General features: G+C 39.9%; 14 protein-coding genes. 10 read left to right on the top strand and 4 right to left on the bottom strand.

Annotated features, from left to right (window positions below; translation table 11 throughout):
* Position 1: 1 nt before the first annotated feature.
* From QQJ93_RS00760 to QQJ93_RS00785, 6 genes are all read left to right on the top strand, one after another.
* On the top strand, positions 2-568 hold the full coding sequence (locus QQJ93_RS00760; protein WP_089124623.1) for an acyltransferase: 567 nt from the start codon (positions 2-4) through the stop codon (positions 566-568).
* A gap of 10 nt (positions 569-578) precedes the next feature.
* A complete protein-coding gene (locus QQJ93_RS00765; RefSeq protein ID WP_089124622.1) occupies positions 579-1727 on the top strand; it encodes a glycosyltransferase in 1149 nt (382 codons plus the stop codon).
* Between the two features lie 370 nt (positions 1728-2097).
* Positions 2098-2967: a hypothetical protein gene (locus QQJ93_RS00770; RefSeq protein ID WP_145981757.1), complete on the top strand. Its 870-nt coding sequence runs from the start codon at positions 2098-2100 to the stop codon at positions 2965-2967.
* Complete coding sequence (locus QQJ93_RS00775; protein ID WP_089124620.1) at positions 2936-4057, top strand: glycosyltransferase family 4 protein; 1122 nt, start codon at positions 2936-2938, stop codon at positions 4055-4057. Before QQJ93_RS00770 ends, QQJ93_RS00775 begins: the two co-directional genes overlap by 32 nt.
* A gap of 234 nt (positions 4058-4291) precedes the next feature.
* Positions 4292-5458, top strand: a complete 1167-nt coding sequence (locus QQJ93_RS00780; protein ID WP_089124619.1) for a nucleotide sugar dehydrogenase — start codon at positions 4292-4294, stop codon at positions 5456-5458.
* 345 nt (positions 5459-5803) lie between these two features.
* Complete coding sequence (locus QQJ93_RS00785) at positions 5804-6769, top strand: DHH family phosphoesterase (RefSeq protein WP_089124618.1); 966 nt, start codon at positions 5804-5806, stop codon at positions 6767-6769.
* A gap of 103 nt (positions 6770-6872) precedes the next feature.
* Here the strand turns inward: QQJ93_RS00785 and QQJ93_RS00790 are convergent, their stop codons facing one another.
* The 3 genes from QQJ93_RS00790 to gpmM all read right to left on the bottom strand — a co-directional run bounded on the left by QQJ93_RS00790 (position 6873) and on the right by gpmM (position 12319).
* Positions 6873-8900, bottom strand: coding sequence for a sensor domain-containing diguanylate cyclase (locus QQJ93_RS00790; RefSeq protein ID WP_089124617.1), 2028 nt, complete (start codon positions 8898-8900; stop codon positions 6873-6875).
* A gap of 556 nt (positions 8901-9456) precedes the next feature.
* The gene (locus QQJ93_RS00795; protein WP_089124616.1) at positions 9457-10617 is read right to left on the bottom strand and encodes a murein hydrolase activator EnvC family protein; all 1161 of its coding nucleotides are present in this window, start codon (positions 10615-10617) and stop codon (positions 9457-9459) included.
* A gap of 157 nt (positions 10618-10774) precedes the next feature.
* A complete protein-coding gene (gene gpmM, locus QQJ93_RS00800) occupies positions 10775-12319 on the bottom strand; it encodes a 2,3-bisphosphoglycerate-independent phosphoglycerate mutase (RefSeq protein WP_089124615.1) in 1545 nt (514 codons plus the stop codon).
* Between the two features lie 819 nt (positions 12320-13138).
* On the opposite strand from gpmM, the gene QQJ93_RS00805 reads away from it, so the two are divergent.
* The 4 genes from QQJ93_RS00805 to cysE all read left to right on the top strand — a co-directional run bounded on the left by QQJ93_RS00805 (position 13139) and on the right by cysE (position 16997).
* Positions 13139-13594, top strand: a complete 456-nt coding sequence (locus tag QQJ93_RS00805) for a rhodanese-like domain-containing protein (RefSeq protein WP_089124614.1) — start codon at positions 13139-13141, stop codon at positions 13592-13594.
* Between the two features lie 211 nt (positions 13595-13805).
* Entirely contained in the window at positions 13806-14267 is a 462-nt protein-coding gene (secB, locus tag QQJ93_RS00810; RefSeq protein ID WP_089124613.1) for a protein-export chaperone SecB, read from the top strand.
* Positions 14268-14684: 417 nt separating this feature from the next.
* On the top strand, positions 14685-15707 hold the full coding sequence (gene gpsA, locus QQJ93_RS00815) for an NAD(P)H-dependent glycerol-3-phosphate dehydrogenase (RefSeq protein ID WP_089124762.1): 1023 nt from the start codon (positions 14685-14687) through the stop codon (positions 15705-15707).
* Positions 15708-16175: 468 nt separating this feature from the next.
* The gene (cysE, locus tag QQJ93_RS00820; RefSeq protein WP_089124612.1) at positions 16176-16997 is read left to right on the top strand and encodes a serine O-acetyltransferase; all 822 of its coding nucleotides are present in this window, start codon (positions 16176-16178) and stop codon (positions 16995-16997) included.
* A 261-nt stretch (positions 16998-17258) separates the two neighbouring features.
* On the opposite strand, the gene QQJ93_RS00825 is transcribed toward cysE, so the two are convergent.
* Positions 17259-18641, bottom strand: a complete 1383-nt coding sequence (locus QQJ93_RS00825) for an MATE family efflux transporter (protein WP_179949216.1) — start codon at positions 18639-18641, stop codon at positions 17259-17261.
* Positions 18642-18935: the final 294 nt, after the last annotated feature.

Below are 18935 nucleotides of genomic sequence, written 5' to 3' on the forward strand. Positions count from 1 at the left end.
TATGAAAGGTCGCGACTTACTTTCTCTCTTAGAGCCATTATTAAAAGTTTTCATCTTTATTACTAGATTATTTCCTCAGTTTATTTTGCGTATAGTTTATGACTTATCTCGGTTTATTCCATGGAGGCTTGGCATTTTTATTCGATTAATTCTCATAAGAACTTTGAGTAAATCAGGTAATAATATATATATTGCAACTAATGTAACAATTAAGAATCCAGAGTATATGGTTTTAGGAGATAATGTATCTATACATGAAAATTGTTTTATTGATGCTAATGGTGGATTAGAAATCGGAAACAATGTTTCTATCGCTCATAATTCATCAATTGTTTGTTTTGAACATTCCTGGGCTGATATAACAACACCAATAAAGTATAACCCTTTGGTTTTAAAGAAGATAACAATAGGTGATGATGTGTGGATAGGGTGTGGTGTACGGATACTGGCGGGTGCATCACTCAGTAATCGTACTGTAGTTGCAGCTGGTTCAATAGTTAACAAGGCTTTTGAAGGTAATGTTTTAATTGCTGGAGTGCCTAGTAAAGTAAAGAAAGCGTTAAACTAAGTGAAATAATATGAAAGCAATATTTGCGCATGACCATTGTTTTAAGCTAGATGAACATCAAAACTTCTATTCTAATGGAAAAATCACTAAAGCAATGTTTGAAATTTATCTGGATTATTTTGATACTATAAAAGTAGTTGCAAGATGTGATAGTGAATTAGTTGATTACGATAGTGAAAAATTGATTAATAATGATTACATTTCTTTTTCTCCATTTAAGAACCTATCAAATCCTAAGGAACTTTTAAAGTTTAGCTATAACAAGGAGTTAATGAAAGAAATAATTAAAGGGTTCGATCTAGTAATTTCTCGCTTACCAAGCGAAATTGGTTTATTGGCTATTTCTGCAGCTAAAGATTTAGGTATTCCTTATGCTATTGAATTTGTAGCTTGTCCTTGGGATGGTTTATGGAACTACGGCTCCTTACAAGGAAGAATATATGCTCCATTATACTACTTTAGGAATAGATCCGCGACTATGGGCGCTGATTACGTTACTTACGTTACGTCTTCATTTTTACAAAAACGATACCCCACGAAAGGCTTCAATAGCGGTGTATCTGATGTGATATTAAGTAATACCGGCTCTTCTGAAATAAAGACGCTCGATAAAGTTGACCCTATTCATTTAGCCCTAATTGGTTCCCTATCATCACCACATAAAGGAATTGATACAGCAATCGAATCTACCAAGTTACTTAATGAATCAGGGATTCATTATATTTTAAATATTCTTGGGCCTGGTTCATCGAGTGAATGGCAACAAAAATATCCTGAAACTGAAAGTTATGTAAATTTCTGTGGTAGCTTATCTTCTGGTGAAGAAGTATTAAATTGGTTATCAAATCAAGATATTTATATACAACCATCTCTTCAGGAAGGACTACCTAGGGCCATGATTGAAGCTATGAGTGTTAGCCTGCCTATTATAGGAACAGCTGTTGGAGGAATTCCTGAGTTAGTACACGAAAATTTCTTGGTGTCAAAAAATGACAGTAAAGCATTGTCACGTAAAATAATTATGCTGAGTAATAAAAAAGTGTACGCTGAAGAATCTAAAAGAAGTTTAGAAGAAAGTAAAAATTATAACTTTGAAATGTTGAATACGAGACGCAAAGAATTTTGGGATAAAGTCTATAATGATATATCAACTAATTAGATTGTTTTTGTTTTTGGCTACACTTCTATTTCTAATTCCAATGTCACTGTTTGGAGTGTCAACATATTATTTTTCAGGTTTGATAATATTTTTTATATGCTTTTATGGTGGGATAACTGGGAAAAGTTTTGTTTTTACAAAGGAAGATCTATATTTACCACTGTTTTGTATGTCATATGTTGTTTTTAGTGTTTTTTACGCTTCATTAAATACAACATTTGAAACGACCTTAATAAAGGTTTCACTCTTATCAGTTGTATTGAGTTTTTTATCATTTTTTTTGGTTTTTCTTCACAAGGTTTATTATATAGACTATAAGAAAGCAATATTAAAAACAATTGTTTATATTGGTTGTATTAATGGTTTGATAATGATTGTTACATTATTGATGCCAAGTTTTTCAGATGCTCTATATTTTATTGTTGATACTGATCCAAAAAATTTAGTTCATATAGAATCTGGTAGAAGAAGTTCCGGGCTTTTTTATTTTGGCGGTTCAATACTATCTATTTTTAATTCATTACTAGTCATTATTTTAATGATGATGTATCGAGAAGGTGATAGCAATATACGCAAGATATTGAATCTTTCAGCTATCGGAATACTTGCTTTATGCATTTTTATATCTGGTCGCTTAGGGGTTTTTTTTATGTTGTCAGTTCTGATGATCTCTTTATTTCTTCCTTATAAATTTTCATATATAAATAAAAAGCTTTTGATTTTATCGAGTGCTTTGTTTCTTTTGTTTTTAATTGTTGTTATTTCTACTTATGGCGATAATATTTCAGTGTTGATTAACTGGGCATTTGAGTTTTTTCAGGATACTGATAAATTGATTAATTTCTTTTCTGATAGTAATTATTCCAGAATGTTCATATTTCCTAAAGATATTTTATTTGGGGATGGCGTGTATGGTCGGCATTCTAATATAGCCTCTGTTGATAGTGATTTAGGTTTTATTCAAATAATATATTATTCTGGCTTAAGTGGTTTGATTTTATTCTTTTTAGCGTTGGTATTATTATATCTTTCTGTGGTGATGTCAGGATCGAAAAGGATTTATAAGTTTATGTTTTATATTTGTCTGTTGGCATTTATAATTGGTAACTTAAAAGATATTTACTTGTTTACATCACAGGGCGTTACTCAATTACTTATGTTACTTTATTGTGTGGCAATTAAGTCCGATCATAAATTAATGGTTAATTATGAAAAGAATCGCGATCAGTGCAAATTCTAGTTGGTATCTTTATAATTTTAGAAGAAATACTATTTATCGTTTAATTAAGGAGGGTTATGATGTAATTGCTCTAGCTCCTAAAGATGAGTATTCAGATAAACTAGAAGAGATTGGAGCTAAATTTTTATCAATTGATATTGATGCAGGCGGTACTAATCCTTTTAGAGATTTAAAAACACTTATTTCATTTTTTAGGGTTTATAGAGTAATACGAGTAAGCTGTGTGTTAAATTTCACGCCTAAAAATAATATTTATAGTACTATTGCTGCGAGTATGTTGAATGTACCAACAATTAATAATATTGCAGGATTAGGTTTATTGTTTGTTAAAGAAACCATATCATCTAAAATTGCTAAGTATCTATATAAAGTAAGCCAAAGAAAAGCGACGAAAATATTTTTTCAAAATGAAGACGATCGTGAATTGTTTAGGTGTAACAATATTGCCTCAATGAACAATACTGAAAGGTTACCTGGTTCAGGTGTTGATCTTGCTAGGTTTAAAGTTAGTCTTGCACCAGATGATGGTATAGTGCGATTTTTATTGTTAGCCAGGATGCTCTATGATAAAGGTGTAAAACATTATGTAGATGCAGCTCGCACACTAAAAAATGAACATGGGGAAAATATTGAATTCTACTTACTTGGTTTTTTAAATGTTAATAATCCTAATGCAATATCAAAAGAACAAATGAAATTATGGGATGAAGAAGGCATTGTGAAGTACTTAGGTACTTCCGATAAAGTAGAGGAAGAAATAGCAAAAATAGACTGTATTGTATTGCCATCATTCTATCGTGAGGGGGTTCCAAAATCTTTATTGGAGGCTGCTGCAATGGGAAAACCTATAATCACGACAAATAGTGTCGGCTGTAAAGAGACTGTTGATCACGAAGTGAATGGTTATTTATGTGAGCCTCAAGATACGGTTAGTCTTACTAAATGTATGGATAAAATGGCTAAGCTTAGTTACTCAAAAAGAGTAGAGTTTGGATTAAATAGTCGGCGTAAAGTTGAACAAGAGTTTGATGAAGATATAGTTATTCAGAAATATGTCAATGCAATTACTAATATTATCAATGGTAAGTAAACTAAGTTTATACTCTATTATCTGATAACTAATTTTTATTAACCCTAATATAAATAACATACTAAATTGATAGTAATGAAAAGTCGAAAGATTAGCCAATACTGCTCGTGGATACTTTCTACGATACATGTGCGATTCGTATTTTTTAGCAAGTATAGCTCTTCTTGATTGATGTATAGTTATGTCATATTCAAGTGATAAATATAATTTAAAATTATTATTGTGGGATAAATTATGAAAATCGCCATCGCAGGTACGGGCTATGTTGGCCTATCAAATGCCGTTCTTTTATCTCAAAACCATGAGGTAGTTGCGGTCGATATCATCCATGAAAAAGTGGAGATGATTAACAATAAAAAATCTCCGATCGTTGATGCTGAGATTGAACAGTTTCTAGCGGAAAAAGAGCTCAATCTTACTGCGACGTTAGATAAAGAAGCCGCCTATAAAGATGCTGAATATGTGGTGATTGCGACCCCAACCGATTACGACCCACAAACCAATTACTTTAATACTTCATCGGTTGAAGCGGTGATTCGTGATGTGATGGCTATTAACCCGAATGCGGTCATGGTCATTAAATCAACGGTACCAGTGGGTTACACAGCGGAGATTAAAAAACAAATGCAATGTGAGAATTTGATGTTCTCACCTGAATTTTTACGTGAAGGTCGCGCTTTGTATGACAACTTGCATCCATCACGCATTATTGTTGGTGAGCAATCAGATCGTGCGAAATTATTTGCTGATTTGTTGGTTGAAGGTGCTGAGAAGCAAGATATTTCTGTTTTGTTTACTAACTCGACTGAAGCAGAAGCAGTTAAGTTGTTTTCGAATACTTACCTTGCTCTACGTGTGGCTTACTTTAATGAGCTTGATTCTTATGCAGAGGCTCATGGTTTAGATTCTCGCCAGATCATTGAAGGGGTTGGATTAGATCCTCGCATTGGTACTCACTATAACAACCCGTCGTTTGGTTATGGTGGTTATTGTTTACCGAAAGATACTAAGCAATTATTGGCTAACTATGAATCGGTACCGAATAATATTATCGGAGCGATTGTGGATGCTAACCGTACACGTAAAGACTTTGTGGCTGATTCTATTATGAGTCGTAACCCACAAGTGGTCGGAATTTATCGCTTAATTATGAAGGCTGGCTCGGATAACTTCCGTGCTTCAAGCATTCAAGGAATCATGAAGCGCTTGAAAGCGAAGGGCATTGAAGTGGTGATTTATGAGCCTGTGATGAAGGAAGAGACTTTCTTTAATTCACGAGTGATCCGTGACTTCAATGAATTTACGCAAATGTCTGATGTAATTGTTTCTAACCGCATGGTTGAAGAGCTAGCCGATGTCGCAGATAAAGTGTATACCCGTGATTTGTTTGGGTCAGACTAAAAGCAAAAAGATGGTTGCGTGTTTCGAGTTGCGTGTAGCGTGGAAAAGCTAAGAGCAGAGCCAAGGAGCAAAAGTAAAAAATCGTCATTCTGGAAGTGAGGGACGAACTATCCGGAATCTACTTAAAGCGCGCTGAATCAATTGGATTTACAACGAGTGATGAGTAGATCCCTGATGTCGCCTAGGCTCCTCAAGGATGACGGATTTTTAGGTGAGTAGATTCCCGCTCTCGTTAAGGCTCGGCAGGAATGACGGTTTATTTGGTAAAAACAAAGCGATCTTAAAAGCGCTTTTCCTAGGAACGAGGAACTCGCAACTCGCAACATTGTTTTAAAAAGGATTTTCATGCATTACGATGTGTTCAATGGTGATGCGGATGGCATTATTGCTTTATTGCAATTACGTCTTGCAGAGCCTAAAGATAGCCAGTTGATAACGGGTGTGAAGCGCGACATTCAGTTGTTATCTCAAGTTGCAGAAAAAACGGACATTACCTCGGTAACAGTTTTAGATATCTCACTCGATAAAAATCGATCTGCGCTAATCTGTCTATTAGAGCGTGGCATTCCAATCTTTTATTGTGACCATCACCAAAGTGGTGAGATCCCACAATCTCCTTATCTGACTTCCTTAATTAATCTTGATTCTGAAACTTGCACCAGTTTGTTGATTAATCAGCACTTAAAAGGGCAATTTCAGACTTGGGCGATTGCTGGTGCCTTTGGTGATAACATGACCAAACGAGCACTTTCTCTATCTTCGCAAAGCGGCTTATCAGAAGTCCAAGTGTCGTTTTTAAAAGAGCTCGGCACTTTGCTTAATTACAATGGTTATGGTGCGAGTTTGGATGATTTACATGTTGCTCCTGCCGATTTATTCCAAGCACTTTTGCCTTTCCCCGATCCATTTGTATTGCAACAAGATCCCAATTCTATTTTTTATTCACTGCAATCAGGTTATCAAGCGGATTTCCAACAACTGCAGTCTATTTCTCCTTATCAAAGTTCGGAATACTACCAAATATACTTGCTACCAAATATAGCTTGGGCTCGCCGTATTAGCGGGGTATTTGGTAATCAACTTGCTAACCAAGAGCCAGATAAAGCGTGTGCAGTGGTAACACTTAATCCAGATGAATCAACTTATACCGTGAGTGTGCGAGCGCCATTAAATCGCCGTGAAGGAGCCGATGAAGTATGCGGTCAGTTTGAAACTGGTGGTGGAAGACGTGCGGCCGCGGGAATTAATGCGCTTTCTCTTGAGGATCTTGAATTGTTTATTCAGGCGATGGATAAACGGTTTAAGAGCTAAAAAGATAGTGGTGAGTTTCGAGTTGCGTGTAGCGTAGAAAAGCAAAGCGATCGCTGTTTGCTTTTCCTAAAAACCAGAAACTAGGGGCTAGAGACTTTACTTCCTATTCCACCACTTCTACACGATTCCTACCATTTTCTTTCGCTTGATAAAGCGCAATGTCGGCTTGTTTAAGCATCTCATCAATATCAGCTTCATGGTTGAGTTGGGTCGATAAGCCAATTGATAGTGTGATCTTCAAAGTGAGTGTCGATGTCACACAGATAGAGGCTTGCTCAATCGATTTTCTTACTGTTTCAGCAAGTAAGGTAGATTGTTCCCTATCCATTGAAGACAATACAACAAACTCTTCCCCACCTAAGCGAGCAAAAATATCATCAGGCTTTAAATGTTGAGAAATGGTGCTGGCGATGTGCTTCAAAACGACATCACCAGCGTCATGACCGTAGTTGTCATTGACCTTTTTGAAATGATCAACATCCATCATTAATAATGAAAGTGGTTTAGGATGAGTCGTTTCAAATAATGGTTCGACTTGTTCAAAGAAGTGGCGTCGGTTGCTGATCCCGGTTAACACATCGGTATTAGCCAAAAATTCTAAGCGCTTTTCAAGTTGAATGCGATCGGAAATATCAAATGTTGAGGCGCGTGCTAGAGCGAAATTACCTTTATTCAGCAAGGCAACAGCAGAGGTTGAGGCAAAGAAGGTTTTGCCACTTTTAGTTTGAATTTCAAGCACTGCGTTTTCAATGCTTTGTTTATTGATTAAGGTGGTCAAGAACTTATCAAATATGGCTTGGCTTGCAGGAGTTAAGAACTTTTTATAAGAATACCCTAGCACTTCATCACGTTCATAACCAAGCCATTTCAGCTCGGTATTGTTGATACGCGTAATGATCCCATTGTCATTTAAAGAATGGTAACCGCAAGGAGCATTTTCATATAAATCATGAAGTTCAACGCTGATGCGACGGTGCTTTTTACGGCGAAATTTCTTCTGCTCTGAGTAGCTAATCAAAAGAAAGATTAACAGGGAGCTTAAGAAGTAGAGTAAGCATAAGATCAGTTGCCAAACCGGATTATAGAAAAGTGAATTTTCATGAATCGTTTCATTAGGTAGGAAGATGACTAACTTCCAATTGGTGTTAGCGATGGAACTTTCAGACACTGGAAAACTTTGTGAGGTTAAAGTGTTAAGTTCCGGCGTTTCAATGGCACTGAAATCCAATGGCTCAATATTTTGATAACGGAATAAGCCTTTGCGTGTTTTTAGTAATCCACTGTCATTAGCGGAAATAGCGGGCCAAGCTAGTGGGTAACGTTGTTCGAAATCTTTTCCTGGCTCTCCTAGGCTATGTCCCCATTCATTACTACGGTCATGATTACTTAACCAATAGCCTTGAGCATCAATAATCATTCCCTGACCATTAATACGTAATTTACTTTGGTGACGAAAGTTTTCAAGTAGGTCATTAGCCATATAGTTGAGCATGACGATGGCAATGGGCTTTCCATTTTTATCTAACACTTGGGTCGCAAATCGTAATGTCGGTTTATAAGGGATTTCGATGTTGCCGTTTTCTACATTGAGATCCATTTTAGATACATAAATCTCTTTAGGTTTTAAGGATAATGATTCCTCAAAGTAGTATCGAAGGCTTTTGTTTTGTAATTGGCTAACATTTGCCTGGGTAGAAATGTCGTCATCATAATCGACACGAATCAGTTCGTTACCTTGGAGATCAAAAAGTCTAATTTGATCATAATATTGAAATGCTTGAGTTAAGTTAGAAAATAATGTTGCGATATTTTTGCTGTCTTGTTCTGTCGGGTGGTCCATATAATCAGTAATGACTTTAGATTTGGACACCATGTGTAAGACGGTGAGTTGCACCTTCATCTCTTTTTGTAGAGCATTTTTAGTTGTCGCAACAAAGGCTTCTTCTTGTGCGAGTAATTTATTTTCTAGGCTTTGTGTATAGGTGTTATACCAATAAACACCTAAGCCTAAGCAAGCGAGACTAAACACAATCCAAATGAGGCTAAAGCGTTTTAAGATGTTGGTTTGTACACGTTTATCTTTTAGTTCATCATCTTCTAAACGAGAAAAAGTCGTATCTAGCTGAGGCATAAGGTTGTATTCACCTAAAATATGAATGGCTATGAAATCACTTAATTGAGTATATGCTGATGGGGTGGAAATAAAAACACTAAAAGAGAAGGGGTTATATAAAACAAGGTGGCGATTTTATATAACCTACGTCTTTGAAACTGAAGCTTTGTTGACAACGTTTATACCCAAGTGACTTCAAGATGCAGAATTCAGAGCTATCATCCAAGTCTTTAAACAAGAAAGATTCGTACAGGAATGTAATCTACCTTTCAAACGAATCTGACGCAGTGTAAAGGCATGGATGAAGCTCCCGAAGGGCAAGTTAAAACAAGCTTTATGCGGCGTTAAATTAAATAGAGATAGAATCACTATGATCATATTCAATTTGCCTTGCCTAAAACTTGTTTTAATCTTGCTGAAACTCGCATCTTGAAGTTACTTGGGTATATTCGTCCCAATCACATAGGCGAGTTATGCTCATGAGGTCTCGCTCACTTGTCATCTCACTGCAACTCCACTCACTTTGGCTATAGACAAGTGATGGTCGTTGTAGACTGTTAATAGTAGGTATAGGTTACTTTAACCAACGTCTCGGGTTTTGTGCTTGGCTATTTCGGCGTATTTCAAAGTATAAAGAAGGGCGAGACTGGCCACCTGTGTTACCTGCAAGTGCGATGGTTTCTCCGGCTGCAACCTGATCGCCATCTTTCTTCAATAAGGTTTGGTTATAGCCATATAATGTCATATCACCTTTACCATGGTCGATCAGAAGTACTAAACCGTACCCACGTAGCCACTCGGCAAATACCACTTTTCCTGAATGTACCGCTTTGACTGCTTCGCCTTGTTTGGCGTTGATTACGATCCCTTTCCAGGTAATTTGTCCGCTTTGGGAGGTGCCGTAGTTATGTAGAATACTGCCTCTCAATGGCCAAGGAAGCTTACCTCGGTATGAGCCTAAACCATTCATTGGAGAGATATTCCGTTTGGCAGCTTTGGCTATTTCAGCTTTTAAGCGGTTTTCGTTGCGACGTAATTCGGCAAGTTTACTTTGGTTGCTACGAATGTTGCCCTGAATTTTATTAACAGTACCTTTACGCTGGCTTTGTGCTTTGACCAAATCATCGCGTTTGGCTTTTTTGTTGGCAAGCAGGGTAGATTGGCGGTTTTCTTCTTCTGAAAGTTGCTGCTCTTTTTCAGTTAATTCACTCTGTGTTTTTGCTAGAGCTTCAATTGCTTCAGTTCGTGCTTGAGCCAAGTGTTGAAAGTACTGACTAATGCGGTCCATCTTTTCAGCATCCCCACCTTGTATAATTTGTGGCAGGTTATTGCTACGGCTGGTGAGATAGTAAGTTTTGATGAGTTGTTCGAGCGTATCAGTTTGCTGTTGTTTAGTTTGTTCTAGCTGACGTTTTTGAGAGGTTAATTCGGTTAAGTTGGCTTGAACTTGTGATAGTTCTCGTTCGTTACTGCGGATTTCTTGGCCTAGCTTTGAGATGGCAACTTCGTGTTTTTTAAGTTCGCTTTGTAATTGGTTTAGTTTTTTTTGCTGAGAGCTTAGCGATGAGGTTTGGCGAGATATTTCATCGGATACACCTTTTAACTCTTCTTTAGAGGCTGAGTATGCAAAAGTGGTGAAAAGAGAAAAACAGCTAACTAGAGCGCAGAGAAAAGCGCCAGAAAACGAAACCCGTAAGCTGGCGCTTGAATGAGATACTGACGAAGTTATTGTCATAAATGAAACATTTCCCAAGAATGAGGCTCACCGTGTTGATGAGCCTTGTTCTATACCTAAAAGAAGAGCTAAGTTAAGGCAATTCTTTGGGTACAAATTGTATAGAAAGCCTGATGAAGGGTAATGATATATCAGACAAACATACAATTGATAGGGATTATTTTAGATTAACAATAACCTGACCTGTCATTTCTGCAGGGATTTCCATACCGGTTAATTCAAGCATAGTTGGTGCTAGATCTGATAGCTTACCACCTTGTTTGAACTCAAGATCTTTATTGCCCACGTAAACTAGTGGAACAGGAAGATTGGTGTGAGCGGTGTGAACGCCACCTGTTTCAGGATCGATCATCATTTCAGCATTACCGTGATCGGCAGTGATTAATAGCTGACCATCGACTTCTTTAATCGCTTCAACCACACGACCGATGCACTCATCTACCGCTTCACAAGCTTTTACTGCTGCATCATAAACACCAGTGTGGCCAACCATGTCGCCATTCGGGTAGTTACAGATGATAGTATCAAACTTACCTGATTTGATAGCAGCGACTAGCTTGTCGGTTAGCTCTGGTGCACTCATTTCAGGTTGCATGTCGTAAGTGGCGACTTTTGGAGAAGCTACTAATTGACGCTCTTCGCCTTCAAATTCGTTTTCTTTACCGCCATTGAAGAAGAAAGTAACGTGTGCGTATTTTTCCGTTTCAGAAATACGTAGCTGAGTTTTGCCGCATTTAGATAACCACTCACCGTAAGTGTTTTCTAGTGATGCTGGTGGGAATGCGCAAAGTAGCGGAATGTCTGCTGAGTATTGAGTCAGCATTACAAAGTCGATGCTTGGGAAAATTTCGCGCTCAAAGTCGCTAAAATCAGGTACGAAAGTACGAGTGATTTCACGCGCACGGTCAGCCCGGTAGTTCATGAAGATAACTGCATCACCATCAACAATAGCGGCACTAGCTTGGCCTTCAGCACGGATTTCAGTCGCTTGAACGAACTCATCGTTTTCTTCACGAGCATAAGCTGCTTCAAGACCTGCTGTTGCAGAGTCAAAAGTGAACTCCGCTTTCGCTTGAGTTAATAGATCGTAAGATTTCTGTACACGATCCCAGTTGTTATCACGGTCCATTGCAAAGTAACGACCAATTAAAGACGCAATGCGGCCTTCTTCTAGGTTTAACTCAGCAAATAAATCTTGGAAGCGTTGTAGTGAATGGTTTGCGCTACGTGGCGGCGTGTCACGACCATCAAGAAAAGCGTGAACATAAACTTTTTTAGCGCCACGCTCGGCTGCCATTTGTACTGCCGCATAGATGTGGTCTTCATGGCTGTGTACGCCACCTGGAGACATAAGCCCCATGATGTGAACTGCTTTGTCTGCTGCTACGGCTTTATCAATCGCATTTGCTAGCGCTGGAGTGTCTTTGAACTCACCGTCAGCAATAGATTTCGTAATACGAGTTAAGTCTTGGTAAACCACGCGGCCTGCACCGATGTTTGTGTGACCCACTTCAGAGTTACCCATTTGACCGTCAGGTAAACCAACATCGAAACCTGATGCAGAGATTAGGGTATTTGGTTGGTTAGCAAATAGACCATCAAGTACTGGTGTGTTTGCATTTGCGATAGCGTTGTCGCTGTTGTCTTCGCGGTAACCCCAACCATCAAGAATCACTAGAGCCATTGGCTTTTTATTTGACATGTTCAAACCTCGTTTAATTTAAAAAATTCTTCTAATTTAGAATCTAAACTGAGCGTAATTTTACTACAATTTTCGCTCTAAACTGTAGGGTAAGATCAATTTAACTGGTCTCATCCCTTTGGTGTCACATTTATCTGGTGCTAATTTTCAAGCTATGAGCGCATTATGCCTAATAATTAGTCTAGATGAAAATCGAATTGAGCTATGAGATTAATAGGTGGTAGAGCGGGGCGAGTTTCGAGTTGCGTGTAGCGTGGAAGAGCAAAAAGCGAAAAGCAGAAAAGCAGAAAAGCAGAAAAGAGCCGAGGTGCGGGGACGCCGCGCTTGGGAGCCGAAAGCGTGAAAGATGGTTTCGAGTTGCGTGTGGCGAGTAAAGTGATAGGAAGAATCAAAAATACCGTCATCCCCTACATGAGCCTAATCGAAGAAGATAGGGGATTTATTCAAAGCGCGCTGAATCGTTAAGTTCATAATAGTTTACAGCGCCCGGCATGATATTCCCGCTCTCGCTAAGGCTCGTCTGGAATGATGGTTTGTTTCGTACCGCTTTCGCTTTTATCTGTTCCTCGCAACTCGAAGCGAAGCGTTCGCGCAACCCGCAACAAAAGGTAGCGAGTAGCGTGTAATGGCAAGCGATCGCGGAATCGCTCTTTCTAGGAACTAATAAACTAGGGACTAGGAACTTCTTCTCAGTTTTTTGTTATCCAAATCGTCTTTTCTACCTTTACTCTCGCCACTCGCTGCTTTGCCCGTTATACTCTGGCCTTTCTAATATTTGGCTGTGGATGTTCCCAGCTAGTGCATTTATGAGTGTAGGGCATGCAAGAATATATCGATTTTTTTCAACAGAACATGATTTTGTCTTTAGTTTGGGTGGCGGTGTTAGCGGCTCTGATCGCGACTATTTTTAAGTCATCAACCGCTAAATATAAAACAATTGGTGCCAGTGAATTAACGCATCTTATCAACCGTGAAGATGGTGTTGTGATTGATATTCGCACTAACGATGAGTTTAAACGTGGCCATATTGCGGGCTCAGTTCACATTTTGCCATCTGAAATTAAATCGGGTGCCATTACTAGCATTGAAAAATACAAAGCAGCCCCAATCATTGTGGTATGCAAGACAGGTCAAACATCACACGAAAGTGCTAACCTGTTAGCGAAAGCCGGCTTTGAAAAAGTGAACATGCTGAAAAACGGTATGACGGCTTGGAATGAAAATAACTTACCTTTGGTTTCTGATAAGCCAGCAAGTAAGAAAGGTAAGAAGTAATTTAGACCCTAGGTTGCTAGTCCCTAGTTTCTAGGAAAAGACAAAAAGCGAAAAGTTTAAACATTGCTTTGGGTTACGTGGAAAAGCTTTCCCGTGACTCGAAGCGAAGTGCTCTCTTATCTCGTGTGACCATTATTTATGGCTTCGCATTGTCTAGGGACCAGGAACTAGTAACTAGAAACCAATTTTAATTAATAAGGATAAACCCATCATGGCTGAAGCAGCACCTCAAGAACAACAGAACTTCACAATTCAACGTATCTTCCTGAAAGATCTTTCTTTTGAAGCACCAACAGCGCCACAAATGTTCCAAAAAGAATGGGAACCTGATGTGAAGTTAGACTTAGACACTCAAAGCCGTGAGTTAGGTGAGAATGTTTATGAAGTGGTTCTTCGCTTAACCGTTACGGTTAAAAACGCTGAAGAAGTGGCTTTCTTATGTGAAATTCAGCAAGGTGGTATCTTCACTGCTGAGAATATGGAACAAGGTCAACTAGCACATTGCCTAGGTGCATTCTGCCCGAACATCCTATTCCCATACGCTCGTGAAACGGTTTCTAGTTTAGTAGTGAAAGGTACGTTCCCACAATTGAACCTAGCTCCAGTTAACTTTGATGCTTTGTTCATGAACTACCTACAGCAACAAGCTGAACAAGCACCACAAGAAGCATAATATTGCTTTTAATCTCAGATTAAACTAAAGAGCGAAGACAGCAGTGTCTCGCTCTTTGTGATTAAAGGTTCGTTACTCGTTATTCGTTTCTTGTTACTAGGGCGCTGCGCTTCTCGTAACTCGAAAAAGCGGAAGAGAGAGCCGAAAAGACGGAAGCGGGTTGTGTGTAACAGCAATCGTTAGACGTTACTTGTCATCCTGAATAGCGACGTAGGAGCGTAGTTCAGGAGCTCCTTGCGTGATTCGAATGCTCTTTCCTCGCATATGAAGCGTTCTCGTAACATGCAGCAAAAGCAGCTTGTTTCGTATGACGAGTTGCGTGTAATAGCAAAGTTATCGCTCTTGTCTTTTTCTAAATACGAGCAACGAACAGCGAAGCGCCCGAGCAACGCTATTAACTATTTAAAGGTCCTAACCATGACAAATTCAACTGCCAATAATGATGTCGTAATGACAGTGATCGGTGCTGGTTCATATGGTACTTCGTTAGCGATTGCTTTAGCTCGTAATGGCTCTAAAGTCATTTTGTGGGGGCATGATCCTTCGCATATGGCGGCTTTAGAACAAGACCGCTCTAATGAAGAATTCCTACCTGGTATTGATTTTCCCGAGTCATTGATTATTGAATCGGATTTGTCGAAAGCGGTTACTGCGAGCCGCGACTTGCTGGTGGTGGTACCGAGTCATGTATTTGGTATTGTATTAAACAACTTAAAGCCTCATTTGCGTAGTGATACTCGTATTTGTTGGGCAACCAAAGGCTTAGAGCCTGAAACTGGCCGCTTATTAAAAGATGTCGCACATGATGTGATCGGTGAACAAGTGCCTCTTGCAGTGTTGTCAGGTCCAACGTTTGCCAAAGAATTGGCCGCAGGTATGCCAACAGCGATTGCGGTCGCATCACCTGATGCTGAGTTTGTAAAAGATCTTCAAGAAACCATTCACTGCAGTAAATCTCTTCGTGTGTATGCCAACAATGACTTTATTGGTATGCAACTTGGCGGTGCAGTTAAGAATGTCATCGCAATTGGTGCCGGAATGTCTGATGGTATTGGTTTCGGTGCTAATGCTCGTACCGCATTAATTACTCGCGGCCTTGCAGAAATGTGTCGTTTAGGCGCAGCATTAGGCGCCCAGCCTGAAACCTTTATGGGAATGGCTGGTCTAGGTGACTTAGTGTTGACTTGTACCGATAACCAATCACGAAATCGTCGCTTTGGTTTAGCATTAGGTAAAGGTAAAGATGTCGATACTGCTCAGCTTGAAATTGGCCAAGTAGTGGAAGGCTACCGAAATACCAAAGAAGTTTGGCTATTAGCCAACAGAATGGGTGTTGAAATGCCGATTGTTGAACAAATCTATCAAGTGTTGTATCAAGGAAAAGATGCTCGTCTCGCGGCGCAAGATTTGTTAGCACGACAAAAGAAAGCGGAAGGGTAAATAGCTATCCTCGGTTCTTGGGCGTTTCGCTCGAGAACCGAAAAGACGGTAGCGAGTTACGTGTTTCGAGTTGCGTGTAAGATCAGAAGCAAAAGCAGATCTGAGATACGGGGACGCTACGTTCGAGAACCGAAAATCGTTAAAGAAAGATTGCTGCGAGTTGCGTGTGGCGAGTAAAGGCACACACTAAAAGTTAGCTGTCATCCTGAAAAGCGACGTAGGAGCGCAGTTCAGGATCTCCCAACTCGTGTTGAGATTGAATCATTCCTTTGGTGAGTAACGTGCAGTAGGAGATCCTGAACTATGTTCGTGCCTCACTATTCAGGATGACGGAGTTTATTTTTCTCGTACTCACTTGTATCTTTTACTCGCAACTCGGAGTGAAGCGTTCACGCAACCCGCAACAATTTATTAAGCGAGACGCTCAAGGATGAATTCTCTACTAGGGACCAGTATCTAGGAACATATATGAAACACTGCGAAAAACAAAAAGTCTGGAATACGATTGTAGATGAAGCAAGACGTCAGGCTGAACAAGAGCCTATGCTGGCGAGCTTTTATCACTCGACGATCATTAATCACGATAGTCTTGGGGCATCACTGAGTTATATCTTAGCCAATAAGCTGAGAACTGCGACCATGCCACCAATGACGGTACGTGAAGTCGTAGAAGAGGCCTTTAAAGATGATCCTTCTATCACTGACAGTGCAGCTTGTGATATTTGTGCGATCGTAAACCGCGATCCAGCTGTTTCAATGTATTCGACACCACTTTTGTACTTAAAAGGTTATCATGCATTACAAGGCTATCGTGTCGCTAACTGGTTATGGAAACAAGGTCGTTTCGCTTTAGCGACTTATCTACAAAATCAGATCTCGGTAGCCTGTCAGGTTGATATCCATCCTGCGGCACGTATTGGTCAAGGTATCATGCTCGACCATGCAACCGGAATCGTGATTGGTGAAACTGCCGTAGTCGAAAATGATGTGTCTATCCTACAAGATGTGACGTTAGGTGGTACTGGTAAAGAATGTGGTGACCGTCATCCTAAGATCCGTGAAGGGGTGATGATTGGCGCAGGCGCGAAAATTCTCGGTAATATTGAAGTGGGCGAAGGGGCGAAGATAGGTTCGTGTTCTGTGGTACTTCAAGCTGTTCCTCCTCACACGACGGTTGCTGGTGTTCCAGCTAAAATTGTCGGTCGTCCACAAAGTGACAAACCATCGGAAGATATGGACCAAGCGTTTAACGGTAATGGTCATAAACTTATTGATGGAGCGGGGATTTAAGATAGATTTGTTTCTCGAGTCTAGGGCGCTTCGCTGTTCGTGACTCGGGAAGATTGTAGCTAGTTGTGGGTTTCGTGTTTGTGAGTTGCTTGTAACAGCGAGCGCTAAATGGTAACAGTCATCCTGAAAAGCGACGTAGGAGCGCAGTTCAGGATCTCCCAAGGCGTGTTGAGGTTGAAAGGGTATTGTTGGGAAGTAACGTGTGATAGGAGATCCTGAACTACGTTCGTACCTCACTATTCAGGATGACGCTCTTTGGGCTTAGTATCTACTTTGATTTTTCTCGCAACTCGAAGCGAAGCGCTCTCGATTCTCGTAACTGTCTTTCCTCATCCTCACCGCATACCCATATGCCAATATCCCACCAATCACATTGCCAAGTGCAATACCAATAAACAAACCTTCAACGCCACTCATCAGGCTACCTACCCAAGCGCAAGGTAGGGTAAAAATAAACAAGCGAGAGAAGTTCCATAAGAAAGCTTTAACGGGTAGATGCATCGCATTTAAGCAACTGACCAACATCATGACTATCCCTTGAAAACCATAGCTTATTGGGACCACAATCAAGAAGTGCCATAAGAAGTCTTGCACGCTTTGCTCCTGGCTAAAGACGGAGGCAATTGGCATGCTTAATGGCACCATCAAGATAAATAACCCAAATTGAAAAATGACCGCAAACCGCATCGCAAGAAATAAAGCACTAAAGCTACGCTCTTGATTGTTGGCTCCGATATTTTGGGCAATGAATGGAGTGAGGACTGAGCCCAATGACATTAATACAATAATCATAATCGACTCTACTCGCTGGGCTGCACCATAAGCTGCCACTGCTTCATTACCGAAATTGGCGAGCATGATCATTAATACTGCTCCTGAAAGTGGGTTCATGGCACTTGAAAAAGCCGCCGGTGTGCCAATTTTTAATATCTGAGTCCAGTCTTGCCAAATTCGTTTTATTTGTGGAGGCGCGACTAGTTTCTCTCGTTTGATTAAGATAAATAACGCTGCACATAAAGCACCGAACCAACTGACCGCACTGGCAATTGCCGCACCTTGAATCCCTAATTCTGGAAATGGGCCGTAACCAAAAATTAGTAAAGGATCGAGCACACCATTAATGAAACCGGCAGTCATCATGATTTTCGCAGGGGTTTTGGTATCGCCAGTTGAGCGAATTACACTATTACCAGCCATCGGAATGACTAATAATGGAATAGTGAAGTACCAGATTTGCATGTATTGTTTGATTAGCGGAAGTAAATCGTCTGTCGCACCTAGCATGAGAAATAGCGGTTCGATAGTCAGCAATCCAAGCGTCGAGGCGAACGTGACTAATAAAATAGCGAGAATAAGCCCATGAGTGGAAAATCGCGCGGCATTACGAGTATCACCTTGACCAAGCAAGCGACCAACATTGGCGGATAAGCCCATACCGATACCTAATGTAATACAGCTAACACCAAAAGTGACAGGGAAAGTAAAGCTGATAGCGGCCAGTGCATGAGTACCAAGTAGTGAGATAAAAAAGGTATCGACTAAGTTGAAGGTTAAGATCGCCAATAACCCAACCACCATAGGTAAGGTCATAGTTTGCAATACTTTGGGTATGGGGCCAGTCAATAAGCCGTGTTTGTCTTGCATGGAAATGATTCGCTGATGATGAAGTGGTTAGGATAAGCCTTTTTGTTACTGGTGACTAGGAGTTGATTTCGTTTCTCGTTTCTCGTAGCGACCGAGACTCGAGCTCCGCATTTGCTTTTACTCGCAACACGGAGCGAAGCGTACTCGGCTCTCGCAACTTCCTTTATTCTGATCTTTATCACATTTTTTTCACGTTCCCCCTTGGGTTTTGATCATCTTCACCCCACATATCCAAACAGACCGAGAGAATTACTCGGTATCTTTAAATATTTCCATGAACATCTAATCAGGAGA

Origin of the sequence: Vibrio algivorus (genome assembly GCF_030161215.1) — a bacterium.
GTDB lineage: Bacteria > Pseudomonadota > Gammaproteobacteria > Enterobacterales > Vibrionaceae > Vibrio > Vibrio algivorus.

Bases quoted from the DNA above. Each gene is read 5' to 3' on its own strand.
- QQJ93_RS00780 (WP_089124619.1), top strand. From the start codon at position 4,292: ATGAAAATCGCCATCGCAGGTACGGGCTATGTTGGCCTATCAAATGCC.
- QQJ93_RS00785 (WP_089124618.1), top strand. From the start codon at position 5,804: ATGCATTACGATGTGTTCAATGGTGATGCGGATGGCATTATTGCTTTA.
- QQJ93_RS00765 (WP_089124622.1), top strand. From the start codon at position 579: ATGAAAGCAATATTTGCGCATGACCATTGTTTTAAGCTAGATGAACAT.
- QQJ93_RS00775 (WP_089124620.1), top strand. From the start codon at position 2,936: ATGAAAAGAATCGCGATCAGTGCAAATTCTAGTTGGTATCTTTATAAT.
- QQJ93_RS00805 (WP_089124614.1), top strand. From the start codon at position 13,139: ATGCAAGAATATATCGATTTTTTTCAACAGAACATGATTTTGTCTTTA.
- QQJ93_RS00760 (WP_089124623.1), top strand. From the start codon at position 2: ATGAAAGGTCGCGACTTACTTTCTCTCTTAGAGCCATTATTAAAAGTT.
- QQJ93_RS00825 (WP_179949216.1), bottom strand. From the start codon at position 18,641: ATGCAAGACAAACACGGCTTATTGACTGGCCCCATACCCAAAGTATTG.
- gpmM (WP_089124615.1), bottom strand. From the start codon at position 12,319: ATGTCAAATAAAAAGCCAATGGCTCTAGTGATTCTTGATGGTTGGGGT.
- QQJ93_RS00770 (WP_145981757.1), top strand. From the start codon at position 2,098: ATGATTGTTACATTATTGATGCCAAGTTTTTCAGATGCTCTATATTTT.
- secB (WP_089124613.1), top strand. From the start codon at position 13,806: ATGGCTGAAGCAGCACCTCAAGAACAACAGAACTTCACAATTCAACGT.
- gpsA (WP_089124762.1), top strand. From the start codon at position 14,685: ATGACAAATTCAACTGCCAATAATGATGTCGTAATGACAGTGATCGGT.
- cysE (WP_089124612.1), top strand. From the start codon at position 16,176: ATGAAACACTGCGAAAAACAAAAAGTCTGGAATACGATTGTAGATGAA.
- QQJ93_RS00795 (WP_089124616.1), bottom strand. From the start codon at position 10,617: ATGACAATAACTTCGTCAGTATCTCATTCAAGCGCCAGCTTACGGGTT.
- QQJ93_RS00790 (WP_089124617.1), bottom strand. From the start codon at position 8,900: ATGCCTCAGCTAGATACGACTTTTTCTCGTTTAGAAGATGATGAACTA.